A 25,167-nucleotide genomic window follows, 5' to 3' on the forward strand; every position below is an offset into this window, starting at 1 on the left:
GAAAAAACTTTTGGCAGGCACTCCGACGAGCTGCCGCTAGGCTGAAGTTTATGTCCGAACGCGACCGCGATGTCGGCGGAAAGCCACTCAACGCACGCCCGCGCGACGGTCTCGGGCGCCCTCTGCCTCGCGATTCCGCTGACGGTGTTCCCCGAATTCCGGACGACGTACGTCTACCGCCGGACGAGGCGATCACCGAGGCACAACGCCTCCTCGATCACGGGATGCCGTTTCACGCACACGAGATTCTCGAAGGAACGTGGAAAAACGCACCCGCCGAGGAGCGCGACCTGTGGCAGGGAATGGCCCAACTTGCCGTCGGGCTCACGCACTTGCTGCGCGGCAACACCACCGGCGCGGTATCGCTGTTGACTCAAGGGCACGATCGGATCAGGCACTACGAGATCGAAAGTCCCCACGACCTCGACATTGCAGGTTTACTGACATGGTCCGAGCATCTGATCGCAGAGATCGATCGTCCCGGAGATTTCCCCGCCCCTCCGATTCCGAGGTTGAGAATTCCCTGATGCCTATCTTCCCGATGTTCCCGCTCGGCTCCGCGTTGCTACCGGGTGAATTGCTGCCGCTCAACATCTTCGAGCCCCGGTACCGGGCGCTGGTCGAGAACGTTCTCGCGGCCGCTGACGGTCCACTGTTCGGAGTTGTCCTCATCGCTCGAGGTCACGAGGTGGGCGGAGGGGAATCACGCCACGATGTCGGCACATTGGCACGCATAGAATCCCATGTCGAGATGGGTGCCGGGCGGTATCAGTTGTACTGCCGGACGGAAGACCGAATTCGCGTCAAACAGTGGCTACCGGACGATCCTTATCCGCTTGCGGAGGTCGAATTATGGCCGGACGAAAACAACGGAACACCGGTCACCGCCTACGAATACGACTCTTTGCTCGAGCGCATCGAGTTCATGTACGGAATGTTGGGAAAGCTTGCGCTGCGGGCCGGGGAACAGACTCCACGAATGCCTGCCCCACCGTCTGCATTGGATCCGTTGGGTTCGCGGCTGTACGCCCTGGCCCGCAGCATTCCGATGGGCGACGCCGACCGCCTGGCGATATTGACCGCGCCAGGCGCCGACGAACGTATCCGCACACTGTCCGAGGCAGTCGAGAACACCATCGAGGTGGCGCAGTTCAATTTGCTCTGAGAGAAGTGACGTCGTGCTCGGTCAGTAGCCGCCGAAGTTCTTCGCGTTCCGTGCGGTCGACCGCACCGCCGTGCAGCGTCGGCGCCGAACCGACAAGGAGACGGCTGTAAGGATGCACGGGCCGACGCAGAACATCAGCCGTCGTTCCTTCCTCCACGACCCGCCCTCGATAAAGCACGATGAGTCGATCCGTGACTCCCGCGACGGAGCCGAGGTCGTGAGAGATGAACAGCAAAGTTGCACCCGAGTCACGCAGTGAAGCGAGGATCTCGATGACATTGACCCGGTTTGCGGAGTCGAGCGCGCTCACCGGCTCGTCGAGGATGATGAGCCGCGGATCGGTGATCAGTGCTCGCGCAACCGCGACCCGCTGCCGTTGACCACCCGAAATCTCACCAGGAAATCGGGGAAGGATGTCGGCGTCGAGAGCGACTGTCGCCAGACGGGCCGCAACGCGCTCACGGATCTCGTCACGACCGAGTACGCCCGCAATTTCGAGCGGCTCGGCAAGGGACTGTGCGATGGTGCGCTCAGGGTCGAGACTGCGCAGCGGATCTTGAAAGACATACTGCACGATGCCTTCTCGGCGGAAATGACGCCACTGGGCTCGCGACAGCGATGTGAGATCGTGGTTGTCGACGTGAATCTCTCCACCATCGGTCTCGACGAGTCCGAGTACCGCGCGCGCGATTGTCGATTTACCCGAACCTGTCTCGCCGATCAGACCGAGCGCTTCACCGGGGGCGATTCGGAAGCTGACGTCGTCGAGGATCTGACGGCGCTTCGCGCCACGGCCGTAAGAGACGTCGAGGTTCCGGACGTCGAGCAAGGGTGTCGGGTCAAGAGACATGTGCGGCAACCTCGCTCGTGAATCGATCGATACCGTAAAGTTCGTGCTCCGAGACGAGCAGTCGAGTGTATTCATGCTGCGGATCGTGCAGCACGTGCGCAGTTGATCCGCGTTCGACGATGACGCCGTCACGGAACACCACCACGTCGTCGGCCACTTGAGCGACAACGGCAAGATCGTGGGACACGACGATCAGCGAAAGCCCATGGCGCTCGGTCAGATCGACGATCAGATCGAGCACCTCCGCCTGCACTGTGACGTCGAGTGCCGTCGTTGCTTCGTCGGCAATCAAAATGCGCGGCTCGAGCGATACGGCGATGGCGAGGAGCACACGTTGAAGCATCCCCCCGGAGAGTTCATGCGGATACTGCCGGAACACAAGCTCGGGATCGTGAATCCGCACTTCCTCGAGCAACGTCAACGCCTGCGCCTTTGCCGCCCGGCGACCCAATCCTCGTTTGACACGCAGCACCTCCGCAACCTGCTTTCCGACCGGAATCGACGGATTCAGATACGAGCCCGGGTCTTGGAAGACCGCCGTAATTCCTGATCCGCGAACACGATTCCAGTCGACACCTGTGAAACGTGACGTGTCGTCGCCGAAGAGTTCGATTGTGCCTGAAGAGATCGCGAGGCCTGCGGGCAGCAGACCGAGCACCGCCCGGAGACTGATCGACTTCCCACTCCCCGATTCGCCGACGATACCGAGGACCTCCCCGCGTCGAAGTTCGAAATCGACACCGTCTACGAGAACAACCTCGTCGACCTCGTTGACAATCCGCAAATCATGCACGCGCAGAACCGTTTCCGGCTCGGTGTCCGCCGTCAGCAGTATCGACATCGATTCATACTCCTTGCTTCGGTGTGAGGCCCCGTCGACGACGTGACCGAGCGAGCAGTTGTCGACCCGACTCACCACTCACGTCACGGATGACGTCGGCAAGCAGGTTGAACGCCCAGACAAGCACGATGATCGGGATCGACGGGATGATCGGTGCAAACGGACGGAAGGTCAGGTATTTCAGATCGGAGGCAAGCATTCCGCCCCACGTCGGTGCGGGCGGCTGAACTCCGATGCCCAGAAAGCTCAGCGCGGCAACGGCAATGAGTCCGACACCGAGCGTGCTCGCCAGAGTTACCGCGAGGGGCGGAAGCACCTTGCCCGACACGTGCTTGCGCACGATCCACGAGACGTCGGCACCGGCGAGTTGAGCGGCCTCGACGTACGGCGAGTTCGCAACAGCGAGGGTCGATGCGCGGGCTACGCGGTAGAACGCGGGAGCCGTGAGCACACCGACGACGAGCATCGCCTGGGTGAGTGCATTACCGAGCAGCGCAGTTACCGCTACCGCGAAAACAAGAAAGGGCAAAGCGATAAGGGTGTCGATCAGTCTGAGCGTCACCCACTCGAAGACGCGCCCCGAATACACCGAGAGCACTCCGGGGACGGCACCGACAACTAGCCCGATCACGCCTACTTGGACCGCGCTCACGATGCTCAGCGGTGCGCCGGCCAACAACCGACTCAGTGTGTCTCGGCCGAGGTAATCGGTACCGAAAGGATGCTGGAAGGAAGGTCCGGCGAGAATAAGCTTCGATCCCTCGAGCGGGTCGTACGGCGCGAGGAGCGGACCGAAGGCCACGAGAAGGATCGCGGCACCGATAATGAGAATGGCAAGGCGGCCACTACGAATCGCCCAGATATTGCGGAACATTCTAGAGTCCTCTCGTCGCGGCGGGCATGATGCGGTTGAGGATGATGTTCACGAGAAGGTTGAAGGCCACGACGAGCACAATCGAAACCACAAGCACCCCTTGGACTGCAGGAACGTCGCCGCGCTGGGCGGAGTCGGCGGCGAACCGCCCGTACCCGGAGATACCGAAGATTGTCTCGGTGACAACCGCGCCACCGAGGAGCGCCGGGAATTTGAGGCCAAGGAGAGCGACGGTCGGACCGATCCCATTCCGCAAGGCATGCACAAAAAAGATTCGCCGCGTGCCGAGTCCGCGTACCTGCGCCCCGACTATGTAATTCTGGCGATAGACGTCGACGAGGCCCACGCGCGTCTGACGAGCAACCTCCGCGACGGTATCGACGCTCAGGGCGAGTGCGGGCAGTGTGGCGTACCAGAGCCACGGCCCAATCCCCTGCGCAACGGGCGCATAACCCGCTGCAGGAAACCAGCCGAGCCCTACCGCGAAGATCGACACGAGCAGAACGCCGACGATGAACGGCGGCATCGTGGAGATGAGCGTCGAGAACGCCGTGATGGCCCGGTCGAGTAGCGAGGTCGGACGAGCTGCTGCAAGCACCCCAAGGAGAAGTCCGACGCTCACACCGATGAGCAACGCGAGCCCCGCGATCGACAGACTGATCAGGGCTCGGTCGAAGAGGAGCTCGGAGATCGGGAACCCGTTGTACCAGCTCTCCCCCAGATCACCGCGGAGCACCGCCCCCAGCCAATCGAAATACTGCAGAAGGAAAGGCCGGTCGAGGCCCCACTCACGCTCGATCTGGGCCACGAGTTCCGGAGTGGCGTTGTCCCCGGCCTGAAGATAGGCCGGCGACAAGCCGCTGATCTCGCGCAACGAGAACGTGATGAACGTTGCGATCACGAAGACCGGCACAAAGATCCCGATCGAACGGAGAATCGTCACGGCGATGCGCTTCGCAACCGACGGCCGACGAATCGGAATACGCGGCGATACAGCGCTCGGAGCGACCGCTGAATGCAGTTCGATGACCATTGCTCTTCCTCTCTGCCAGGGCCGAAGGTCAGCCGACGGGAATCGGCAACGTAGATAACGAGTTTCGCGACAACGCGTTCGGACGCACAGTCGACAGCGTCGGGTAGATCTCCTCTGCGACTACCGCGAGACTGTCCCGGTAGTGCTTGTCGTCCAAAGCAAGTGGCACGCTGAAGAGGTAGTCGGTGGACGCCGATACCGCGGCATCCGCCACCAATTCCGCGGCGATCTCCTCGGGTGTTCCGTGCAGGATGTAGAAATCACGCAAGATCTCGGACGGCGAAGACCCACGGTTAATCCACGGCGTCGCTCCGGGATCACGTTCGAGGTGCTCGGTGAAAAGCCGCACCGCATCCCTCTTGCTCTCAGCCGGAAGAACCGATCGAGACACCCCGATTCGCGGCGAGCGATCCGCAGGAAGTTCGCTCGAATATGCGTCGACAAGATCCTTCTGCACCGCGCCGGTCGGGCCACCGGAGGCAAAGCGATGCAACTGCAATGCGTCGCCCGCCCGGCCGATCGAACGCGCGGTGTCAACCTTGGACGTCGCTTGCCACAGGCGCTGCGGAAGGTTCCCCGCCGGCGGGTAGAAACCGAAGGTTTTCCCGTCCACTACGCGCTGGAGTCCGAATGCCCCTCGTAGTCGGGCGAGGGCTTCCGCATACAGTTCTTCACGACGGTTCTCGTCGAGGCCGAACGCATCGTAGGCCGCTGCCGAAAATCCGCCTCCATTCCCTTTGCCCACACCAAGTTCGAGACGATCACCACTCAACGTGTTGACGACTGCCGCCGTCTCCGCGAGCCGCTGGGGGTGATCGAACGCAAGCGGAATGACGGCGGTACCGAGACGCAGCCGATCTGTTCGCTCCGACAGCACCGCCAGCAGGGTCAGTGCGGAGGGCAGCCCGATGTTCGAGAACCTACCCTCTGCCACCCAGTAGGTTTCGTAGCCAAGAGATTCCGCTCGTACGGCATTGTCGAGAAGCACGGCATACCCGGCGCCCGCATTGTCGGTGACGGGCGGCACCTCGAAGAGCGCGAGCCCGGGAAGTGCTGTCGTCGTTGTCATGCTGTGTCCTTCACTGAAGAGATGAATGCCGTACGGCGAATCGACTACTTGGAACCGACCGTGATGCCGCGCCAGTTGAGGAATCCCTCGCGGTTCTGGAAATCCGAGGAGATCTCCGGAGACTTCGCCCACGTCGTCGCCAGTGCGACAAGCGGAATCGAGGAACCTTCGAGGAATCCTGCGGTAGAAGCTGCGCGTGCCTTCTCCAGATAGTCCGGTGACTCGATCGGAGTGGCCCGCAGATCGGCAAGTGCCTTCTGGAATGCGTCCGATGTAATCGGCGAGCTCAGATTGAGAACCCCGCCGACGTCGTAGTGCTCGGTCAGTGTCTGTGCCTGCGAGTTTCGACCGACATAGCCATAGAAAGAAAATGCCTGGGTCTTGCCGAAATAGCCCTTGGCCCAGTTCGGGTTCTTGTTGATCGTGACCTTCACACCGATGGCTGCCAACTGCGATTGGATAAGTTCGGAGTTGGCATCAGATGCTCCGGGGAAGGCTTCAAGGGTGATATCGAGCCCGGTCGGATACCCGGCCTCCGAGAGGAGTTCCTTTGCCTTTGTGGGGTTGTACGTGAACACACCCTCGATCTGGTCGGCAAAGAGCGGGTGACCTTCGGGAAGAAGCTGATGTGCTACTTCACCTTCGCCGAGAGTGCCCGTGTCGACAAACTCCTGTGAGTCGACCGCAAGCCGGAACGCTTCGACGACGCGCGGGTCGGTGAACGGTGCGAGATTGCGGTTGACACTCAGGAACTGGATCGACCAGTTCTTGGTGATGTCACTGACGATATCGAGTCCAGCAGTGCGTGCATTCTGAATCTGGGTCGGGTCCAGCGAAACGAAGTTGTAGACGCCGGTCTGCACTGCCGACACGAGACTCGCCGAATCGTTGCCGAAACTGATTTCGAGCCGGTCGATGTGAATGTTGTCGGCGTCCCAGTAGTTCTGGAACTTCTCGAGGATGATGTGCGACTCCGGAACCAACTCGACAACTTTGAACGGTCCGGCCCCGACGGGGTTGCGGGTATTGAGGGCATCGACGTCCTTTTCAGCGGCGGCTTGGCTCGTAATCAGACCCGCTCGAATGCTGAAGAGGTACGGAATCTGATAATCGACGCTCTTCAGATTGACCGTGAAATGGAGTTCGTCGTCGACTACGACGTCTTTGATATTGCTGTACGACCCGGCGAGCGCGGAGTTCTTCTGCGTGATCGCTCGATTGATGTAGTACGCCACCGCTTCTGCGTCGACGGGGGTGTCGTCCTGGAAGGTCAGCCCCGCGCGCAGCGTGAACGTGACCGCCGTGCCCTCGGCGTTGTATTCCCAGCTTTCCGCAAGCGCGGGGGCGGGCTTGCCGTTCTCGTCCTGGGTCAGCAGTGGCTCGTAGATCGGAGTGAGGTTGACAGTCGCTCCGGTAGCGCCGGTGACAATCGGATCCCAGTTGCCGGGAGCAACCCCGGCCTGACCCCACTTGACGACAGCATCGCCGGACGTGGATCCGCCAGCCGACGAGCAGCCGGCCAGCACCAGGATGGAGGCCGTGGCGAGTCCCACGAGAGCCGTGAGACGGCGGGAAAATTTCATCAGTGAACTTTCTTCGTAAGGTCAGGCAAGAGTGGGGTTTTCAGACAATCGCGGAGAGCGATGCAGAGGTACCGGGCAACGGGGCCAGGCTGATTCCTTCACGCTCTGCTCGGGTATAGCGGTTCTCGGCGAAGGGGAGCCCGAGGTTTCCGCGCAATGTGTTGTGCTCGTATTCTTCTCGGACAACGCCTCGCTCCCGCAGAATCGGCAGCACCTCGTCGAGGAATCGACCGAACTGCGCGGGATGACCGATGTGGATGTTGATTCCGTCGAGGGCGTGTCCGTCCAACCAGCGCTGCAGTTCGTTCGCAACGGTCTCGGCGCTGCCGGTGAACGGCGACAGTTTCGGCGCGTTCAGTAGTTCAACCGTTTGCCGCAGTGTCAGTCCACGGTCCGCGGCCAGTTCGGTGATCTTCTTGGCTTGGGTGTAGAAGCTCCGCTCGGCGTATTGCAGTGCCTCTCGGGGGAAGGGTGCGTCGAGGTCGTAGCGGCCGAAGTCATGCCAACCGAACGGACGCCCCAACTCGCGGAGCGATCTCCCGAAATCGTTGTCCGCAAGCTGAGTTGCGCGTTCGATCTCGCGAGCATCATCATCGGTATCGCCAACCGTGACGGTGACACCAGGTAGGACCACGATGTCCTCGGGCGAGCGGCCGTACGCCGCGGCCCTGGATTTGATATCGGAGTAGAAGGCAACCCCTGCCTCGAAATTTGGTGCGTGAGTGAATATTCCGTCGCCGATGCGGGCACCGAGGTCACGGCCCTGATCGGAATCTCCGGCCTGGAACACCACCGGCTGTCCTTGGCGTGAGCGTTCGAGGTTCAGCGGACCTGTTACCGAGAAGTACTCACCCCGATGATCGAGGGTGTGCAACTTGCTGGTATCGAGGAAGCTGCGTGACTCCTTGTCTCGCGGAAATGCATTGTCCTCGTATGAGTCCCACAGTGCCTTGACTACCTCGACGTGTTCGAGTGCGCGCCCGTAGCGGGTGGCGTAGTCGTAATGCTCGTCAAGTCCGTAGTTTCCGGCGGTTCCGCTGTCTCCACTGGTGACCACGTTCCAGCCGGCGCGACCTCGACTGATCAGATCCAGAGATCCGAGGCGCCGAGCGAGGTTGAATGGCTGGTTGAACGAGGTGGTCAGGGTTCCAACCAGACCGATGTGCTCGGTTGCCACCGCGAGCGCCGACAGCAACGTCAGTGGTTCGAGTCGGTTCAGGTAGTGCGGCGGTGAGTCCGGGGTGATGAATTGACTGTCGACGATGAATACGAGGTCGAACTTCGCCTGCTCCGCCAAGCGTGCGTAGCGGATGTACCAATCGATGTCCACGCTCGCATCTCCGGGAATCTCCGGATCCAGCCACGTGTAGGGGTGTCCCGGCCCACCTGTCGGGGTAAGGACTGCACCCAACTTCAATTGCCGTCTGGTCATGTTTCCGCTCCTTCGCCGAAAAGGCATGTGCCTCTGTACGTCGAGTTGAAGTGTATGGAGCAAACAGACGCGTGCAGAGTATTAAATTCTCGATGTTCAAAACATAATTTCTATGTTGCACAACACAATCGAACAAAGGTCGATCAGTCGAAGAACTCTCGCGACGACTCGGCGACAGCACCCGCGACCACATCCGCCAGTTGCCCGATCAGATCCGCATCATCAGGCAACTGAGTAGCTGATAGCCGCAGAAGTTGTTGCGCGGGAACCTGAACGAACGAACGCGAACCCGCCCCTACCGAAATGCCTTGCCGCGCCAACGCGACCAGTGAAGCTGTCTCGTCCGTAACTCTTACCCACACAACCAGACTGTGCGGTCCTGCGAGCGCCTCGATACCACGGTCGATCAGAGCTTTCACCAGTGTTGTGCGCCTTGCTGCGTAACGCTCATGCGCTGTAGACACCACACGTTCAGCATCGGCACTGGTGATCAAGTGTGCCAGCGTGTTTTGCAGAATTCGACTGTTCGATCCGACACCGTGACTTCGAACCTTCATTGCCCGTTCGATCAGTTTGCTCGATCCGCCGAGCACCGAGGTTCGCACATCGATCCCATATGCCTTGCAGTAGCTTCGAATTCGAACAACTCGGTGTGGGAATCGACCGCCGAGCGACGGCGGTTGTTCGGGTTCGAGAGGCCCTATCGAATCGTCCTCGACAACCCAGACTTCTGGATGGCGCCGCAGAACCTCGGCGAGTTCGTCGATACGCTCCGCGCTTACCTCGTGGTCGACCGCGAACGGCGCCCCCGGTTGAAACACGAACGCCGCAGCTCCGGCGGTCAAGGCCGCATCGAGAGCGTCAGGGCGCGGACCGTGACGGTCTGCGGCCACCCCGATAGCTTCGAGGCCAAGGTCGCGAAGTGTGTCGAGAACTCCAGGACCCAGGGGCTCGTCGACGGCGACAATCGTTCCGGGCGGGGCCGCAGCCTCGACTGCCAACAGCAACGCCTCGGTGCCGCCGCCGGCGTGGCCCAGGCTTCCGGCTCGAACGGCCAGCTCTGCGCGACAGCATCTCTCAGACGTTCTGTCATGAGCTCTCGCCCGAAGACATTCAAGGTCTCCGCGTCCAGGCTCGACAACAAGGCTTCGGACAGGGATGGCTGCAGCGCTAGATCCGGCGCGTTCTGCGCTAGATCGACGCCACGCCAATCAGGTATTCCACGTTCGGGCACAGTGTCCCTCGGCGGGAGAACGACGGTGCCGCCGCGGCGGCGGGTTTGCACAAACCCTTGTTCCTGCAACCTGCCCCAGGCACTGACGATTGCGCCGACGCTGAAGTCTGTCGACTGTGCGAGTGCGCGAACTGTAGGTAAGCGGTCGCCAGGACGGAGTTCACCTGACCGAATGAGGTCGGCGACTGCATCGGCCAGGTCCCCGGCCCGGCCGCCGATCCGCTCGACCAACCATTCCGGGTCGACAATCTCCGATTCCAATACCGCTGACATCCATAACCTTTCGTTTGATCACTACCCGATCCCCCGGACGGACAATTACCGCGCGAGAGCCTGCGCCGAGTCGCGGAGGATGATGTCAGGCGTGTCGGGCAGGCGGAGCCGCTCGAGGAACTGGACGATCTCGGCGGCTACCGACCGGTGGGACACGTCGTTGAGAATGTCGTGCCGACCGTCTCGGACAAGGACCACCCGGGCATCGCGCAACGACGAGCGAAGTGCCAACACATCCAAGGCGGAACTCAGCGCGTCGGCCTGTCCGTGAACGACCAAAACCGGTACATCCACCAGAGCAAGCGTTTCCGCGGTGGCCAACGGCACCTTTTGCCCCAGCGATCCTGGTTCGAGTGAGTCGACCGTCGAGAGAACTCCTCGATGCACCGGGCACGCTGAACGGATATCGAGTTCGCCGTCCCAATCCTGCACGAGCGCTTCGGTATCGGCGACAAGAAGACCCGCGGCCACCACCCCGGTAACAGCGGGGTTGGCAATCGCGACCGTGAGGGCTGCTTCGGCGCCGCTGTCCGACCCGATCACCGTGAGTGGGAGATCGGGCCGTGCATCGGCGACGATCCCGGCAATCACTGCGGAGTCGTTCTCCCCCACAGCGACGCGATAGCCGTCGAACACGATCCGGCGAGCGAACCTGCGGTACACGTCAGCCCGCTCGCCGCGACCGCCGATCACGATCACGGAACCTCGAGCTGTCGCTTCAGGTTCCAGCCAGTCGATTTCCACTGATTACCTCATTCGGAGTGGTTGTTCACAGAGAAGACAGAGTGACTCTGACTCACGATCCGATGGCGAACAAGACTAAGGCTCACCCCGAACAAAACCGGTGCTTTCCTTCCTCGCTTCGTGTTTTGTTCCGAACATATTTGTTTTGTGATTCATCAAACGGCACGATCAACGAAGGGACAGACGCACCGATGTCCGAGACCACAGGGTTCGCGACCCGGCAGGTCCGCTCTGGTTACCAACCCGGAACTGCACAGAACACCGCGATTCCCCCGATCTACCAATCGGTTGCCTACGACTTCGGCAGCTTCGAACAGGCGCGCGACATTTTCGCTCTGCGCCGCACCGGGAACCTGTACAGCCGCACCGGAAACCCCACACAGGCCGTGTTCGAGAAGCGACTCGCCGACCTCGACGGCGGGGTCGGCGCACTGGCAACAGGGTCCGGGCAATCGGCCGTCGCCGTTGCACTCCTGACCCTCGCCAAGTCGGGACAGCACATTGTCGCCGCGCGGCAGTTGTACGGCGGAACAGTCGATCTCCTCACCGATACCTTCGCCGACTTCGGGATCGACGTGACCCTCGTCGATCAGGACGATCTCGAAGCCTGGCGCAGCGCCGCTCGCCCCGAGACCCGAGCCTTCTTCGCCGAGACGATAGGCAATCCCGTCGCCTCTGTGCTCGACGTCTCGGCCGTGGCAGACATCGCGCACGAAGTCGGCGTTCCGCTGATCGTCGACAACACGATCGCAACCCCGTACCTGCTTCGTCCGAAGGACTTCGGCGCCGACATCGCCGTGTACTCGGCCACCAAATTCATCGGCGGACACGGCACCTCGCTCGGCGGTGTGATCGTGGACCTCGGCAGCTTCGACTTCGGTGCTCAGCCCGAGCGATGGACCCAGTTCACCGAGCCGTACCCCCGGATCGGTGACCTTGTCCTCTGGGAGGAATTCGGTCGCGAGCGCAGCGCGTACCTCGTCTACGCAAAAACGAAGATCATCCACGACCTGGGACCATCCTTGTCCCCGTTCAATTCCTTTCAGCTACTTCAAGGTTTGGAAACGCTCGACCTACGACTGGATCGACAAGTCAGTTCAGCTCAGACGATCGCACAGTTCCTCGACGCACACCCCGCGGTCGCCCGCGTCAACTACCCCGGACTGCCGGACAACAAGTGGCACAACGCCGCCCAACAGTACCTGCCCCGCGGTGCTGGCTCGGTTTTCTCCTTCGATCTCGACGTGGAAGACTCGAAGATCGAGAAGTTCGTCGACTCGCTGCAACTGTTTGCCATAGTTGCCAACATCGGAGACGCTCGTTCGTTGGTGGTCCATCCCGCCACCACCACTCACAGTCACCTCAGCGACACGCAACTGGTCGAGGCCGGATTCGGTTACAGCACAATCCGATTGTCGATCGGTTTGGAGAACGTCGACGACCTCGTCGACGATCTGCGTGCATCACTCGACGCCATCTAAGAAGGAATGACATGCACTTCGGCTACTGGACACCCATCTACGGTGGTTTCCTACGCAACCTCGGCGACGAGCAGATGCCCGCAACGTGGGAGTACGTCAAGAAACTCTCACAACTCGCCGACCGACTCGGTTATCACACCACCCTGGTGCCCGAGCTTTACCTCAACGATCGCAAGGGAATCGACGCTCCCAGCCTCGAGGCGTGGTCACTCTCGTCGGCGATTCTTGCTGTCACAGAGCAACTTCGAGTCATGACGGCAGTGCGGCCGGGATTCCACTTGCCGGCGGTGACGGCAAAGGAATCTGCGACGATCACCGACATCGCCGGAACAACCGATTTCGGTGACGCCCGGTTCGCGCTCAACGTCGTTGCAGCCTGGTGGGAGGAAGAGGCTCGTCAGTACGGCGGCGCTTTCACTCGCCACGACGATCGGTACCGCCAAGCCACGGAGTTCGTCGACATCCTCCGCGGACTGTGGGAACACACCCCGTTCACCTACCAGGGCGATCACTTCGAGGTACACGACTCCATCCTGTCTCCAAAACCCGGAATTCGTCCCCCGATATTCGCGGGCGGCGAGAGCGAGAGCGGCCGTGAATCCATCGCGACGTTCTCCGACTCCTATGTCCTGCACGGCGGGACCGTCGACGAAGTCCGAACAAAGATCGCGGACATGAACGCCCGATCACAGCGAATCCACCAGCGGGACATGGCTGAATTCGGTATGTCCACCTACATCATCGTCCGCGACACCGAAGCCGAAGCACGCGCTGAACTCGAACGCATCACCACCGTCGACCCGAATTCCCCGGGCTATGCATCTTTCGAAGAATTCGTCGCGAATTCCGAACTCGACGTCGAGCTGTCCAGGCGCGAGTACTCGGTCGGCACTCGCGGACTTCGCCCCGACCTCGTCGGCACGCCGGAACAGGTTGCCGAGAAGATCCGCGCCTACCAAGATGCCGGCTTAACGCTTCTGTTGATCCAGACTTCGCCAGCCCATGATGAACTCGAGCGGATAGCCACCCAGGTCTTCCCGCTCGTCCCCGAACTGAAGCAGTCACTATCCGTCTGATCCGCCGAACGAGGAAGGGCGCCTACTCGCAGTTCGCAAGTAGGCGCCCCTCTCGTCTTTGTCAGCGCGGCGACGGCCCCGTGACCAACGGCAGATCAGGATTGCCCGCCCACGCCGTCATGGACCCGTCGTAGACGCCGACGTCCTCACGGCCGGCCAAGGCAAGAGCGTGCGCAACTCCGGTGGCCGCGATTCCGCCACCGCAATAGGTGACGATCTTCTTGGTCGTGTCGAGGAGGCCTGCCTCGTCGAATAGGGCTGCCAGCTCCTCGACCGAGCGAAGCTCGCCGGTCTCCTGGTTACGCACCTCGAAGACAGGCAGATTCACACTGCCCGGGATGTGGCCGCGACGCGCGTATGTGCTGGTTTCACCGCGGTAAGTGGCCGGATCGAGCACGTTGACCAGGATGGTTTCCGGATCGTCGAGTGCTGCGGCCACATCCTCGGTCGAGCGCAGCAACTCCGGCCGGCGGACGCCGGTGAACGTGCGAGCTGTCGGGGTGGACTCGGCGTCGGTCACGGGCAGTCCGGCAGCCTGCCACGCGCGCAACCCACCGTCGAGTACAGCTACCGAATCGAACCCCTCGAGGCGCAGGTGCCACCAGAGGCGGGTCGCCCAGAATCCGTCGTGCTGGTCGTAAATCACCACAGTTGCACCGTCCCCGATACCCAGGGCACCGGCTGCCGCGGCAAATCGCTGCGAACTCGGGACGGTCCACGCCTCGCTGGCGTCCGGATCGGCGAAGTCGGTCAACAGGTCCGCAAACAGCGCACCCTCGATGTGTGCGGATCGGTACGTCTCACCGCCGGACTCGGGCGTGTACGGACCGTCCGTGGGGACCGGTAGATGTGTGGTTGCATCCACCACGACAAGATTCTGATCGTCGACGTGACTCTTCAGCCACGCGACGTCGACGAGGGCAGGCAGGCTTTTGGTAGTCATCAGTTCCTCAGGGTAAAGAATTGGTCAACTTCCTTTTTCACGCTAACCAATCTGACGAGACACGACAACGAGACGCTCGAGACTGACATAAACCCTTGACATGGACACCCGGCCATGGACACCCGGACATGGACACCCACAAATGTGCCCTAGGCCATGGTCTGACCCATATCGATGACGATCTTCGTTCCGGTGACTGCGCGGGAGAGATCTGTCGCGAGGTAGACCACCGCATTGGAGATGTCCTCGACCGTCGTGCGCGGAACGGAGGTGAGGGGCCACTTGTAGGAATTCATGTACTCGGGATGCGTTGTGAGCACCTTGCCGACGTTGGGATCGTTGCCCATCTCGGTCTCCACCGCGCCGGGGTGAATGCTGTTGACTCTAATGTCGAAGCTACCCAATTCCGTTGCTGCAGTGCGGGCCAAGCCCACGAGGCCGTGCTTGGCCGCCGAGTAGTGCGCACAACCGGGCGCTTCGGCGACGCCGGCAGCGCTGCTGACAAGCACAATGGAACCACCGTTGCCGGCCTCGATCATCGCGGGAACCGCAGCAGCCATCGTGCGCCAGACACCATTGAGATTGATGTCCACCAGCGTCGACCACTGCTCTTCCGGCATCTCCCAGAACCGGTTCCACGTTGCGATACCGGCATTCGCGATCACGACGTCGAGGCGACCGAACTTCTCGACGCCTGACGCCACTGCCGCGCGCAGAGCCTCGAGGTCACGCACATCCGCTACTGCGGTGACGATCTCGCGCCCCTCGGCTCGAACGAGGCGCGCCGTCTCTTCGAGGTCGGCCTCGGTTGCAGCTGCGTAGCCCACATCCTCGGAGACGGACGCGCACACGTCGACGGCGATGACGTCGGCACCTTCCTGAGCGAGTCGAATCGCATGATTGCGGCCCTGACCCCGCGCTGCTCCGGTAATGAAAACGACCTTGCCTGCCAACAGTTGTGTCATTCCACGGACGGTAATGCGACTGCGACTGGGCGAGGTCGTCGACTCCCGGACAACGGGAGCAGACAAGGAAGTCGAGACGACGTCCTCTGCGCCGCACCTCGCACTCGACTTCCGAACACCGGGACTGACGTTTGAATGTGTCCTGCATCACCGCCACTGTTGTCAGCGAGTGGCGGGATACTCCCTGCCTCCGACGCAGTTGAGGACACCAAAGTCGTGAATGGAACGGTCACAACCTCCAAGGTCAGGCTAGCTACCCGAGAATCCATGTTGGCTCGCGTGACGTCGATTGTCGATGCATACACCTCACCGCACGAGCGGCTCAACCTCGAAGAACTGGCACTGCGGACCGGTTTGCCGCGATCGACTACCCACCGGATTCTCCTGGAGATGGTCGAACTGGATTGGCTCATGCGACACGATCGCGCGTACCGCCTCGGCCCTCGGGCGCTGGGCACGGTCGGCCCGGAAGTGGCGCAAGCGCATGTGCGTATTGCGGCCAACGACATCATTCGCGAGCTCTATCTGCGCACCGGCATGGTGATTCATCTCGGTGTTCTCCACGGTGGACACGAGTACTTTCTGGACAAGATGGGTGGACCGCTCGCCGCCGCGTTGCGCTCACGCGTCGGTGCACGATTTCCCGCGCACCGCGGCGCGGGTGGGCGTTCCATGCTGGCTCTGCTTTCCCCGGAAGAAGTCGATCCGATGATCGAGAGAAACCTTGCGGCTGTACCTTCTGACGACCCTCGAGAATTGGATGCCCTGCACGCCGAACTTGCACGTATTCGTACGTCGCACGGCATCGCCTATCAATCGACCGGGAGGGTCCCGGGGTTCGGTTCCGGAAGAATCTCCAGCTTGGGTTGCGCGATAAGAACTCCCGACGGCGCGGTGGTGTCACTGTGTGTCGCGGGCGAGGCTGAGAAGGTTCACCTCGACCGAGTCACGCCACTGGTCAGGAAGGCCGCCGACGACCTAGCAGCAGCCGTTTGACCTGCTCCATCTCGATAGTCGAGATGCACCGACTGTCCATACAGAGCCTTTGGCTTACTGATTCGAGTACGGCACTAACTGCCCAAGAGGACGAGAGGAATCACCGTGGACGAATTCGAAGGCAAAGTTGCACTGATCACGGGAGCCGCACGAGGCCAAGGACGTTCTCACGCAGTGTCTTTTGCCGAGCGAGGCGCCGACGTCGTCATTGTCGATCGGTGCGAAAATCGTGAGACCGTCACATACCCCATGGCAACTGTCGAGGACCTGGACGAAACCGCACGGCTGATCGAGAAGACCGGACGCCGCGCGCTGATCGTACGGGCCGATGTGGCTGATCGAGCTGCGATGGACAGCGCGGTAGCGCAGGGAATCTCAGAATTCGGCCGTATCGACATCGCTGTCGCCAACGCCGGAGTGTCCGCAATGGGTGCCGTCCAAGCAACCTCGACAGCGCTGTGGGACGAAACAATCGGAAGCAATCTCACCGGGGTGTTCAATACCATCGGCGCCGTAGCACCGGGGATGATCGAACGCGGATACGGGCGGATCATCACCATCTCGTCGATGCTCGGCCGCCAAGGTGCGACAAACACCGCAGCCTACGTCGCGTCCAAGTGGGGCGTCATCGGGCTGAGCAAGAGTTCCGCGCTCGATCTCGCGCAGCACGGAATCACCGTCAATGTTGTTGCGCCAGGGAATATCAGCACTCCCATGATCCACAACGACAAGCTCTATCGGCACATGCGCCCCGACCTCGAATCCCCCACCGCCGACGATGTGGAACCCATCTTCCGGTCACTGCACAGCCAGCCTGTTGCCTGGCTTGATCCCTTCGAGGTCACGCGCGCGGTGCTCTTTTTCGCTGCCGAGGGCAGCGCCCACATCAGCGGAACAGTCATGCCGGTCGACGCCGGTAACGCTGCCCGCGTCACCGGCTGATCACGCATCGCTCGAACAGTATTCGACCAAAGGAGCCTCACAAATGACAACATCAGTACCCGACTCAGACGACGCTATCCGCGAGATTCAGGCCGGCGACGCCCCCACCCGATTTGCTCGCGGCTGGCACTGTCTTGGCCTCTCTCGCGAATTCAACGACGGAAAACCACACTCGATCAACGCTTTCGGCACCAAGCTGGTCGTCTTTGCCGGCGAGAGTGGTGACCTGAAGGTGCTGGACGCCTACTGCCGCCACATGGGTGGCGATCTGTCGCAAGGTGAGGTCAAGGGCGATTCGGTAGCGTGCCCATTCCATGACTGGCGTTGGGGCGGCAATGGTAAATGCACAGGAATCCCCTACGCCCGCCGTGTACCTCCGCTGGCCAAAACTCGCTCCTGGCCGACGCTCGATCAGGACGGAATGCTGTTCGTCTACAACGACCCCGAAGGCAATCCCCCGCCGCCAGAGGTAGCACCGCCGCGCATTCTCGGCGCACTGTCCGACGAGTGGACGGACTGGAAGGGCTTCAAGCAGATCGTCGTCAACACGAACTGCCGCGAACTCATCGACAATAACGTCGACATGGCTCATTTCTTCTACATCCACAAGTCATTTCCGACGTACTTCAAGAATGTCTTCGAAGGCCACGTCGCGGCTCAGTACATGAACGGCGTTGGCCGTGACGATTTTCGTCGGCCCGCCGCGGCCGGTGAACCGAAACTGTCGGGAAATAGTTCTTCGGCAGCGTATTACGGCCCGTCGTTCATGATCGACGAGTTGACGTATCACTACGAGAACTTCGATATCGAGTCGATTCTGCTCAATTGCCATTACCCGATCGACGAGAACAGTTTCGTTTTGACGTACGGCGTGATCGTCAAGAACTCCGAGCATCTCGACGGTGAAGCCGCGACCAGTATGGCCGAGAGCATGAGCGGGTTCATCAGCACCGGTTTCGAGCAGGACGTCGAGATCTGGAAGAACAAGGCACGCATCGACAATCCACTCCTCTGCGAACAGGACGGGCCGGTGTACCAGCTTCGCCGTTGGTACGAGCAGTTCTACGTCGACGTCGCCGACATCAGCCCGGACATGGTGGCCCGCTTCGAATACGAACTCGACACCACACGTCCCGTCGAGTCGTGGCGACAAGAGGTTGCCGACAACATGGCAGCACGTCAGTGAGCGAGCCTGTTCAGATCACCTGTGGGACATGCTCGGCCGAGGTTGTGGTGGAGAAGTTCAGTTGGCACCACACAACGGTGCAGTGGGACGCGGCGACGCTGTCCCACTGCACTGAACTCGGCGTTCCCGCAACCGCGACGCATGACATCGCCCCGATGCGCAGCTGCCCACGGCTACGCGACGCGATCAACGTGGCGGCAGTCGAAGGGAAGTTCGGCGACCTCGACTGACCCCCTCAGTCGACGATCACGACATGCAGATTTCGTGGGCCGTGAACACCTTCGACGCGCTCGAGTTCGATATCCGAAGTTGCCGACGGCCCACTGATCATGGTGGTGGGCCGTTCGGGGGTCAGCTTTGCCATCGCCTCGGGCACACCAACTTCCACGCTTGCGCGATGAACGACGCAAATGTGGGTATCAGGCACCAGAGTCAATGCGCGACGCCCCTGATCCGGACCGGCATCGAGAAAAATGGTGCCGGTCTCGGCGCAGGACACTCTGGACCCCGTAACCACCGCGTCCAGTCTCTCGAGCTCCGGCGCAGGCACCTCGGAGCTGTCGACCACCAGTTCGCCGCTGAAGCCTGCAACCCAGGAGCGGTCAAGGCCGACAGGTATACCCACGGTTTTCAGATCGTTCGCGATGAGAATGCCGTTGATCGTCTCCGCGATATCTGTTGTGCTGCACTGATAGACATGCGCCTTGTAGTCCACCAAACGGTCGACAAGAAGCTCGATGCGCTCGGTATCGGGCAAGGTTCTGCCGGTGCGGTAGTGACGCGGGACTTCGGCATCGCGAGCCGGAGCCAGTGTGATGGCGTCACGGATACGTCCGAGCACCAATTCGCGTGAGTTCATTTGCCTGCCTTACCTTCGCGACGAGCCTCGTCCAGCGCTGCTCGGCCTTCGTCGGAGTCCCACCAGGACCGGAAGGTCTGCTTGGGCGGCGCCGGGATATCCCTGGCCGCGGTCCAGCCGTTCAGCGGCGGCGGAAGCGTCGAGATCTTGCCCTTCTTGCCGGCTACGATGCGGCCCAGCCCAGCTGCCTTCTGCGCGGCAGTCCAGCGCGTCGACGAGGACATCGCGAACGACGCTGCCTTCATCGCCACCGATTCAGCCGTCACACCGGCCTGTTCCACCTTCTGGTGTCTCAATTCGACAAGCAGCGAAGGGATATCGATCTTGACCGGGCAGGCGTCGAAGCATGCGCCACACAGGCTCGAGGCAAAGGGAAGCGTCGAGTTGGGGTCGTCTTTGCCGTGCATCCCGGCCAGCTGCGGTGTGAGCACTGCGCCGATCGGTCCCGGATACGTTGATCCGTAAGCGTGTCCACCCGTGCGCTCGTAGACAGGGCACACGTTGAGGCAGGCCGAGCACCGAATGCAGTTGAGCGCCTCGCGGCCGATCTTGTCGGCCAAGGCGGCTGTGCGGCCGTTGTCGAGCAGCACAAGGTGAAACTCCTGTGGGCCGTCACCGGGCGTGACACCGGTCCACATCGAGGTGTACGGGTTCATCCGCTCACCCGTCGAGGACCGCGGGAGAAGTTGGAGGAAAACCTCGAGATCCTGATATGTCGGCAGGATCTTTTCGATGCCCATCACGGTGATGAGAGTTTTCGGCAGCGTCAGGCACATGCGTCCGTTACCCTCGGACTCCACGACGGTGAGCGTGCCGGTGTCCGCGATTCCGAAGTTTGCACCCGAGATAGCTACCGGGGTGGTCATGAACTTGTGGCGCAAGAACTTTCGCGCAGCGCCGGCAAGGTCGGCCGGATTGTCCCCGAGATCGGGGTCCACATCGGGCATCTCACGCAGGAAGATCTCCCGAATCTCGGATCGATTGCGATGGATCGCGGGAACCAGGATGTGCGACGGTTTGTCGTGGCCGAGTTGAACGATCAGTTCGGCTAGATCGGTCTCGTACGCCAAAATTCCCTGGGTTTCGAGGTGTTCGTTGAGTCCGATCTCCTGCGTTGCCATCGACTTGACCTTGATGACCTCGTCGGAGCCGGTAGCTTTGACAAGCTCGGTCACAATAGAGTTGGCCTCGTTGGCATCTGCCGCCCAGTGAACGTGTCCGCCGCGTGCGATCACCGCGGCTTCGAACTGTTCGAGGAGTTCAGGCAACCGCGCCATGACGTCGGTTTTGATTGCAGATCCGGCGTCGCGCAACTCTTCCCAGTCCGGAAGCTCACCCGTTACATTGAGGCGCTTGGCGCGAATGGTGTGCGTGGCCTTGCCGATATTGCGTCGTAGTTGCGCATTGGCCAGCTCGTGATGCGCTGCGACGGGGAACTTTTCGGTTCCTCGCAGAAATCCCGCACCTTCGGGCGACCTCGGGGGAAAGCTGGGCAGACCCAGCGTCACGGCGCTCATGCGTGCACCCGGCTTTCCACAGATGCCAGGATCTCAGCGAGGTGAATGGTCTTGGCCCCCATCTGCAGTCGCGACATTCCGCCGCCGATATGCATGAGACAGGACGAATCTCCGGCGCTGCAGAACTCTGCGCCGGTGTCGGCCACATGGCGAATCTTGTCGGCCAGCATGGCCGTCGACGTCTCGGCGTTCTTGATGGCAAACGTGCCGCCGAATCCGCAGCAGGAATCGGCTTCGGGGAGTTCCACCAGATCGATGTCGCGAACGTTGCGCAGCAACTGGAGCGGCTTGTCGCCTACTCGCAGCATGCGCAGCGAGTGACAGGTCGGGTGATAGGTGACCCGGTGCGGGAAGTACGCGCCGACATCAGTGACATCGAGAACGTCTACGAGAAATTCAGAGAGTTCGTACGTCTTTGCCTTCACCGTCTGCACCTGCCCACACAGTGACGCGGTGCCGTAGCGCTCGGCAACAATCTCATGCTGATGCCGGACCGAGCCCACACACGAACCCGACGGCGCGACAACAGCGTCGATCGACGTGTCACCGAACGTATCGGCGTAGTTCGCGACCAGCGGCAGCGCGCCCGGCTGATAGCCGGTGTTGACGTGCATCTGCCCGCAGCAGGTCTGCCCGGGCGGAAACACGACGTCGTGCCCAAGACGGGTGAGCAGGAGGGCGGTGGCCTTGGCCGCATCAGGAAACATCGTGTCTCCGATACAGGTGGCGAACAGCGCTACTCGCATGTGATCTCCGCAATCTTTCGGTGTGGTCAGACCACAGTAAAGCACGGTCAGCGCCACAAGGAACCCGAATACCCCGAAAAAACAAAAAATCCACACAATGCTCGATTGTGAGCCGGGTCATGGTGTACGTTCCTGTGGTCCGACCACACAAACCGTCATTCAGACCGTCTGTCAGGAGATACCAGTGGCTACCGAGCTACTCGCGGTGACTTTCACACCGTCCACTACCGCGATCGGCGGGTCGTTGACCGCGTCGGCGCTCGTCGGGCTGCTTCCCCTGGCGACGTTCTTCGTCCTTCTGACCGGATTCAAACTCAAAGCCTGGTACTCCGGACTCGGCGCGCTGGCAGTTGCCGCGATCGTGGCTGTCGTCGGCTTCGACATGCCCACGTCGCTGACAGCACTCTCGGCTCTCCAAGGCATCACCTTCGGGCTCTTTCCGGTCATGTGGATCGTGGTCACCGCCATCTGGTTCTACGAATTGACAGTCGTCAGTGGACGTTTCGAAGACTTGAGACGCGTCTTCAATACCGTGGGCCGGGGCGATATGCGCGTGCAGGCAATGCTCATCGCATTCTGCTTCGGCGGAATGCTCGAAGCGCTCGCAGGTTTCGGAGCCCCCGTCGCTATTACCGGCGCCATGCTCATCGCACTCGGTATGCCGCCGATCCGCGCGGCCGTGACCGTCCTGGTCGCCAATACTGCACCGGTTGCCTTCGGCGCCATGGCAATTCCGATCACGACGGCCGGCAACCTGACGGGCATTCCCGCTACCGAGATCGCAGCCGTCGTCGGTCGTCAGACCCCGATCCTGGCACTGTTCGTACCGCTTCTGCTTCTGTTCCTGGTTGACGGAAAACGCGGAATGAAGCAGGTCTGGCCCATCGCATTGGTCACCGGCGCCGTTTTTGCGCTCGCACAGTTCTGGTGCTCCAGCCACTTCTCGTACGAATTGACCGACGTCGTCGCATCTCTCGCCGGCCTCGCGGCTGCTGTGACGATGCTCCGCTTCTGGCATCCCGCCACTCCCGACGATCAGCGTTCCAAGGTCGAACCCGAAAAGCTCAGTCCGTCAAGAACCTTCCTGGCACTTTTCCCCTACCTTCTCGTAGTCGTGGTCTTCGGCGTCGCCAAACTCTGGACCGCCGGATTCGACCTCCCCGCCTGGCTGAGCAAGACTGACCGCAAGGTCGAATGGCCTGGTCTGTACGGAAATCTGCTGACCGACACAGGAACTCCCTCGTCGAGCGCGATCTACACGTTCTCCTGGCTGTCGAACCCCGGCACGCTGCTCTTGATCTGCGGCATCATCGTCACAGCCGTGTACGGATTCTGGACTCACGGCGGACGATTCCCGTTGACCGCCGGGCAATCGCTGACCACGTTCGGTACGACAGTCGTGAAGATGCGTCTGGCCATTGCGACGGTCGCCACTGTGCTCGGCTTGAGCTACGTCATGAACCAGTCCGGACAGACCGTCTCGATCGGCACCTGGCTGGCCGGCACCGGCGCTGCATTTGCCTTCTTCTCTCCCATGCTCGGCTGGCTCGGTACTGCCGTGACCGGTTCAGACACCTCCGCAAACGCCCTGTTCGCCAAACTGCAGCAGGTTGCTGGACAGACCGCGGGCATCGACCCGACATTGTTGGTCGCGGCCAATACATCGGGTGGTGTCGTAGGAAAGCTGGTCAGCCCGCAAAACCTGACGATCGCCGCGACCGCAGTCGGCCAGGTGGGCAGCGAGCCCATCCTGCTGCGCAAAGTCATCGGATACAGCCTCAGCATGCTGCTTATCCTCTGCACGCTCGTGTATCTGCAGTCCACACCGGTCCTGTCGTGGATGCTCCCGTAAGCGCCACCTAGGCTCTTGGCTCATGCCCTCCGATTCGAGTCCACGCGCGTGGGAACAAGTACTGACGCACCTGGAGAAGCGGCTGACCTCGGGAGAAGTCGTCCCGGGTCAGCGGCTTCCGGGTGAGCGCATTCTGGCGGCCGAACTCGGCGTCGGCCGATCATCGGTACGCGAGGCTCTACGCGTCATGGAAGCACTCGGACTACTCAAAGCCCAGACGGGATCCGGCCCGACCTCCGGCGCGATGATCGTGGCCCGCCCTACCGGCGGCATGACCATGCTGATGCGGATGCAAGTTGCCGCACAAGGGTTTCCGGTGACAGATGTAGTGAAGACGCGCCTGGTTCTCGAAGCCGAGGTCATGCAGGAACTTGCGCGGACGCAACCCACACCGGACCTGGGAGCAGCTGTCGAATTACTCGACTCCATGGACAACCTTGATCTCAGCGCACACGAGTTCCTGATCCTCGACGCACAATTCCACGTTGCGCTGGCCGATGCTGCCGGCAACCAGGTTGTCGCGGCCATGATGACGGGGCTGCGCGAATCCATCGAGGCGTACGTCCTCTCCGGAGTGAACCTGGAGTCCTGGCCAACCACGTGCTGCCGGCTCCGCCACGAACACCGCGGAATAGTCGACGCCGTGCAGGCCGGAGATCCTGAGTTGGCGCGCGAACGCATCACCGGTCACATCCGTGGGTACTACGCGGAGAGCACCCACACCGGGGCCTGAACGTGGGTTGGTAATTGCACCCGTTTTTGTAGTGTAAGGTTGGTTTCACACCGACGCGGGGTGGAGCAGCTCGGTAGCTCGCTGGGCTCATAACCCAGAGGTCGCAGGTTCAAATCCTGTCCCCGCTACAAAGTGAAGGCCCGTAGGTTGCGCAAGCAACCTACGGGCCTTTTGCTGTGCGCGCCAATTCAGGAACGAGCCACCCGGCCCATCAGATAGAACTCCGGATTCGGCATCATCCCCGAGAAACTGGCCATTCTGTTGCTCAGGCCGAAGAACGCGGTAACAGCAGCGATGTCCCAGGCGTCCTCGTCACCGAAGCCGTGCTTGTTCAACGCCTCGAAATCCGCATCGCAGATCTCGTGCGACGCGGAGTTGACCTTGGTTGCGAAGTCGAGCATCGCCCGCTGACGGTCGGAGATGTCCGCTGTCCGATAGTTCACTGCCACCTGATCGGCAACCAGCGGCTTCTTTTCGTAGATGCGCAGGATCGCACCGTGCGCGACCACACAGTACGTGCATTTGTTCGCCGCTGAGATGGCGGTAACGATCATTTCACGATCGCCCTTGGTGAGCGCCGAGTCTTCCTTGAGCATGATCGCGTCGTGGTAGTCGAAGAAGGCCCGAAACTCTGCCGGACGACGCGCGAACATCAGGAACACGTTGGGCACGAACCCTGATTTTTCCTGAACAGCAAGGATTTTGGCAGCGATATCCTCGGGCACGTCGGCCAGCTCTACTTGCGGAAAACGGTCGGTCACAGTGCCTCCTGG

Annotated in this window: 25 protein-coding genes, 1 tRNA gene and 1 pseudogene; 11 read left to right on the plus strand and 16 right to left on the minus strand. The window is 61.3% G+C overall.

Features of this window, described 5'->3' with window-relative positions; all coding sequences use genetic code 11:
- The first annotated feature begins 50 nt into the window (after window positions 1–50).
- Both C7T36_RS10290 and C7T36_RS10295 read left to right on the plus strand, forming a co-directional pair.
- Complete coding sequence (locus tag C7T36_RS10290; protein WP_045065112.1) at window positions 51–527, plus strand: DUF309 domain-containing protein; 477 nt, start codon at window positions 51–53, stop codon at window positions 525–527.
- The gene (locus C7T36_RS10295) at window positions 527–1,165 is read left to right on the plus strand and encodes an LON peptidase substrate-binding domain-containing protein (RefSeq protein ID WP_033233429.1); all 639 of its coding nucleotides are present in this window, start codon (window positions 527–529) and stop codon (window positions 1,163–1,165) included. The genes C7T36_RS10290 and C7T36_RS10295 overlap by 1 nt, the downstream gene beginning before the upstream one ends.
- On the opposite strand, the gene C7T36_RS10300 is transcribed toward C7T36_RS10295, so the two are convergent.
- The 10 genes and pseudogenes from C7T36_RS10300 to C7T36_RS10340 form a co-directional block, all read right to left on the minus strand.
- Complete coding sequence (locus C7T36_RS10300; protein WP_045065114.1) at window positions 1,152–2,015, minus strand: ABC transporter ATP-binding protein; 864 nt, start codon at window positions 2,013–2,015, stop codon at window positions 1,152–1,154. The genes C7T36_RS10295 and C7T36_RS10300 overlap by 14 nt on opposite strands.
- Complete coding sequence (locus C7T36_RS10305; protein WP_045065116.1) at window positions 2,005–2,856, minus strand: ABC transporter ATP-binding protein; 852 nt, start codon at window positions 2,854–2,856, stop codon at window positions 2,005–2,007. Before C7T36_RS10305 ends, C7T36_RS10300 begins: the two co-directional genes overlap by 11 nt.
- A 4-nt stretch (window positions 2,857–2,860) precedes the next feature.
- Complete coding sequence (locus C7T36_RS10310; protein ID WP_045065118.1) at window positions 2,861–3,730, minus strand: ABC transporter permease; 870 nt, start codon at window positions 3,728–3,730, stop codon at window positions 2,861–2,863.
- A 1-nt stretch (window position 3,731) separates the two neighbouring features.
- Window positions 3,732–4,763 (minus strand): ABC transporter permease, encoded by a 1,032-nt coding sequence (locus C7T36_RS10315; protein ID WP_084702480.1) that lies wholly within the window; start codon window positions 4,761–4,763, stop codon window positions 3,732–3,734.
- 28 nt (window positions 4,764–4,791) lie between these two features.
- Complete coding sequence (locus tag C7T36_RS10320; RefSeq protein ID WP_052683368.1) at window positions 4,792–5,832, minus strand: LLM class flavin-dependent oxidoreductase; 1,041 nt, start codon at window positions 5,830–5,832, stop codon at window positions 4,792–4,794.
- 44 nt (window positions 5,833–5,876) lie between these two features.
- Window positions 5,877–7,415 (minus strand): ABC transporter substrate-binding protein, encoded by a 1,539-nt coding sequence (locus C7T36_RS10325; RefSeq protein WP_045065121.1) that lies wholly within the window; start codon window positions 7,413–7,415, stop codon window positions 5,877–5,879.
- A gap of 40 nt (window positions 7,416–7,455) precedes the next feature.
- Window positions 7,456–8,847 (minus strand): NtaA/DmoA family FMN-dependent monooxygenase, encoded by a 1,392-nt coding sequence (locus tag C7T36_RS10330; protein WP_045065122.1) that lies wholly within the window; start codon window positions 8,845–8,847, stop codon window positions 7,456–7,458.
- Window positions 8,848–8,990: 143 nt separating this feature from the next.
- On the minus strand, window positions 8,991–10,058 hold the full coding sequence (locus tag C7T36_RS30510; RefSeq protein WP_308811198.1) for an aminotransferase class I/II-fold pyridoxal phosphate-dependent enzyme: 1,068 nt from the start codon (window positions 10,056–10,058) through the stop codon (window positions 8,991–8,993).
- Window positions 10,059–10,159: 101 nt separating this feature from the next.
- Window positions 10,160–10,354 (minus strand): annotated as a pseudogene (locus C7T36_RS30515) (GntR family transcriptional regulator); the annotation flags it as partial.
- A 45-nt stretch (window positions 10,355–10,399) separates the two neighbouring features.
- Window positions 10,400–11,098, minus strand: coding sequence for an alpha/beta hydrolase (locus C7T36_RS10340; RefSeq protein ID WP_045065125.1), 699 nt, complete (start codon window positions 11,096–11,098; stop codon window positions 10,400–10,402).
- Between the two features lie 191 nt (window positions 11,099–11,289).
- Between C7T36_RS10340 and C7T36_RS10345 the strand changes: the two genes are divergently transcribed.
- Window positions 11,290–12,579, plus strand: coding sequence for an O-acetylhomoserine aminocarboxypropyltransferase/cysteine synthase family protein (locus C7T36_RS10345; RefSeq protein ID WP_045065126.1), 1,290 nt, complete (start codon window positions 11,290–11,292; stop codon window positions 12,577–12,579).
- An 11-nt stretch (window positions 12,580–12,590) separates the two neighbouring features.
- A complete protein-coding gene (locus C7T36_RS10350; protein ID WP_045065129.1) occupies window positions 12,591–13,655 on the plus strand; it encodes an LLM class flavin-dependent oxidoreductase in 1,065 nt (354 codons plus the stop codon).
- A gap of 61 nt (window positions 13,656–13,716) precedes the next feature.
- Here the strand turns inward: C7T36_RS10350 and C7T36_RS10355 are convergent, their stop codons facing one another.
- Together C7T36_RS10355 and C7T36_RS10360 are read right to left on the minus strand one after the other, a co-directional pair.
- On the minus strand, window positions 13,717–14,598 hold the full coding sequence (locus tag C7T36_RS10355; protein ID WP_045065132.1) for a sulfurtransferase: 882 nt from the start codon (window positions 14,596–14,598) through the stop codon (window positions 13,717–13,719).
- Between the two features lie 149 nt (window positions 14,599–14,747).
- Entirely contained in the window at window positions 14,748–15,563 is an 816-nt protein-coding gene (locus C7T36_RS10360) for a mycofactocin-coupled SDR family oxidoreductase (RefSeq protein ID WP_045065134.1), read from the minus strand.
- 216 nt (window positions 15,564–15,779) lie between these two features.
- On the opposite strand from C7T36_RS10360, the gene C7T36_RS10365 reads away from it, so the two are divergent.
- The 4 genes from C7T36_RS10365 (at window position 15,780) to C7T36_RS10380 (ending at window position 18,917) form a co-directional block, all read left to right on the plus strand.
- A complete protein-coding gene (locus tag C7T36_RS10365) occupies window positions 15,780–16,559 on the plus strand; it encodes an IclR family transcriptional regulator (RefSeq protein ID WP_045065136.1) in 780 nt (259 codons plus the stop codon).
- Window positions 16,560–16,664: 105 nt separating this feature from the next.
- Window positions 16,665–17,501 (plus strand): mycofactocin-coupled SDR family oxidoreductase, encoded by an 837-nt coding sequence (locus tag C7T36_RS10370; RefSeq protein WP_045065139.1) that lies wholly within the window; start codon window positions 16,665–16,667, stop codon window positions 17,499–17,501.
- A 43-nt stretch (window positions 17,502–17,544) separates the two neighbouring features.
- Window positions 17,545–18,687 carry a Rieske 2Fe-2S domain-containing protein gene (locus C7T36_RS10375; RefSeq protein ID WP_033233432.1) on the plus strand — a complete coding sequence of 381 codons (1,143 nt, stop codon included), beginning with the start codon at window positions 17,545–17,547 and terminating at the stop codon, window positions 18,685–18,687.
- Window positions 18,684–18,917, plus strand: coding sequence for a hypothetical protein (locus C7T36_RS10380; RefSeq protein ID WP_052683372.1), 234 nt, complete (start codon window positions 18,684–18,686; stop codon window positions 18,915–18,917). Before C7T36_RS10375 ends, C7T36_RS10380 begins: the two co-directional genes overlap by 4 nt.
- Before the next feature lie 5 nt (window positions 18,918–18,922).
- Here the strand turns inward: C7T36_RS10380 and C7T36_RS10385 are convergent, their stop codons facing one another.
- From C7T36_RS10385 to C7T36_RS10395, 3 genes are read right to left on the minus strand one after another with little or no spacing between them, the layout of a single operon-like run.
- Complete coding sequence (locus tag C7T36_RS10385) at window positions 18,923–19,546, minus strand: LUD domain-containing protein (RefSeq protein WP_045065144.1); 624 nt, start codon at window positions 19,544–19,546, stop codon at window positions 18,923–18,925.
- On the minus strand, window positions 19,543–21,063 hold the full coding sequence (locus C7T36_RS10390; protein WP_045065146.1) for a LutB/LldF family L-lactate oxidation iron-sulfur protein: 1,521 nt from the start codon (window positions 21,061–21,063) through the stop codon (window positions 19,543–19,545). The genes C7T36_RS10385 and C7T36_RS10390 overlap by 4 nt, the downstream gene beginning before the upstream one ends.
- The gene (locus C7T36_RS10395; protein ID WP_033233840.1) at window positions 21,060–21,809 is read right to left on the minus strand and encodes a (Fe-S)-binding protein; all 750 of its coding nucleotides are present in this window, start codon (window positions 21,807–21,809) and stop codon (window positions 21,060–21,062) included. The genes C7T36_RS10390 and C7T36_RS10395 overlap by 4 nt, the downstream gene beginning before the upstream one ends.
- Window positions 21,810–21,993: 184 nt before the next feature.
- Between C7T36_RS10395 and C7T36_RS10400 the strand changes: the two genes are divergently transcribed.
- From C7T36_RS10400 to C7T36_RS10410, 3 genes are all read left to right on the plus strand, one after another.
- Entirely contained in the window at window positions 21,994–23,661 is a 1,668-nt protein-coding gene (locus C7T36_RS10400) for an L-lactate permease (protein ID WP_045065149.1), read from the plus strand.
- 22 nt (window positions 23,662–23,683) lie between these two features.
- Window positions 23,684–24,394: a FadR/GntR family transcriptional regulator gene (locus C7T36_RS10405; RefSeq protein WP_045065150.1), complete on the plus strand. Its 711-nt coding sequence runs from the start codon at window positions 23,684–23,686 to the stop codon at window positions 24,392–24,394.
- 54 nt (window positions 24,395–24,448) lie between these two features.
- Window positions 24,449–24,522, plus strand: a tRNA-Met gene (locus C7T36_RS10410).
- 60 nt (window positions 24,523–24,582) lie between these two features.
- On the opposite strand, the gene C7T36_RS10415 is transcribed toward C7T36_RS10410, so the two are convergent.
- Complete coding sequence (locus tag C7T36_RS10415; RefSeq protein ID WP_033233446.1) at window positions 24,583–25,155, minus strand: peroxidase-related enzyme; 573 nt, start codon at window positions 25,153–25,155, stop codon at window positions 24,583–24,585.
- Window positions 25,156–25,167: the final 12 nt, after the last annotated feature.

The sequence above is a fragment of the Rhodococcus sp. AD45-ID genome, from assembly GCF_003023755.1.
Lineage (GTDB): Bacteria > Actinomycetota > Actinomycetes > Mycobacteriales > Mycobacteriaceae > Rhodococcus_F > Rhodococcus_F globerula.

Bases quoted from the DNA above. Each gene is read 5' to 3' on its own strand.
- C7T36_RS10395 (WP_033233840.1), bottom strand. From the start codon at position 21,809: ATGCGAGTAGCGCTGTTCGCCACCTGTATCGGAGACACGATGTTTCCT.
- C7T36_RS10295 (WP_033233429.1), top strand. From the start codon at position 527: ATGCCTATCTTCCCGATGTTCCCGCTCGGCTCCGCGTTGCTACCGGGT.
- C7T36_RS10360 (WP_045065134.1), bottom strand. From the start codon at position 15,563: ATGACACAACTGTTGGCAGGCAAGGTCGTTTTCATTACCGGAGCAGCG.
- C7T36_RS10390 (WP_045065146.1), bottom strand. From the start codon at position 21,063: ATGAGCGCCGTGACGCTGGGTCTGCCCAGCTTTCCCCCGAGGTCGCCC.
- C7T36_RS10305 (WP_045065116.1), bottom strand. From the start codon at position 2,856: ATGTCGATACTGCTGACGGCGGACACCGAGCCGGAAACGGTTCTGCGC.
- C7T36_RS10310 (WP_045065118.1), bottom strand. From the start codon at position 3,730: ATGTTCCGCAATATCTGGGCGATTCGTAGTGGCCGCCTTGCCATTCTC.
- C7T36_RS10330 (WP_045065122.1), bottom strand. From the start codon at position 8,847: ATGACCAGACGGCAATTGAAGTTGGGTGCAGTCCTTACCCCGACAGGT.
- C7T36_RS10300 (WP_045065114.1), bottom strand. From the start codon at position 2,015: ATGTCTCTTGACCCGACACCCTTGCTCGACGTCCGGAACCTCGACGTC.
- C7T36_RS10320 (WP_052683368.1), bottom strand. From the start codon at position 5,832: ATGACAACGACGACAGCACTTCCCGGGCTCGCGCTCTTCGAGGTGCCG.
- C7T36_RS10290 (WP_045065112.1), top strand. From the start codon at position 51: ATGTCCGAACGCGACCGCGATGTCGGCGGAAAGCCACTCAACGCACGC.
- C7T36_RS10325 (WP_045065121.1), bottom strand. From the start codon at position 7,415: ATGAAATTTTCCCGCCGTCTCACGGCTCTCGTGGGACTCGCCACGGCC.
- C7T36_RS10385 (WP_045065144.1), bottom strand. From the start codon at position 19,546: ATGAACTCACGCGAATTGGTGCTCGGACGTATCCGTGACGCCATCACA.
- C7T36_RS10375 (WP_033233432.1), top strand. From the start codon at position 17,545: ATGACAACATCAGTACCCGACTCAGACGACGCTATCCGCGAGATTCAG.
- C7T36_RS10345 (WP_045065126.1), top strand. From the start codon at position 11,290: ATGTCCGAGACCACAGGGTTCGCGACCCGGCAGGTCCGCTCTGGTTAC.
- C7T36_RS10315 (WP_084702480.1), bottom strand. From the start codon at position 4,763: ATGGTCATCGAACTGCATTCAGCGGTCGCTCCGAGCGCTGTATCGCCG.
- C7T36_RS10350 (WP_045065129.1), top strand. From the start codon at position 12,591: ATGCACTTCGGCTACTGGACACCCATCTACGGTGGTTTCCTACGCAAC.
- C7T36_RS10405 (WP_045065150.1), top strand. From the start codon at position 23,684: ATGCCCTCCGATTCGAGTCCACGCGCGTGGGAACAAGTACTGACGCAC.
- C7T36_RS10355 (WP_045065132.1), bottom strand. From the start codon at position 14,598: ATGACTACCAAAAGCCTGCCTGCCCTCGTCGACGTCGCGTGGCTGAAG.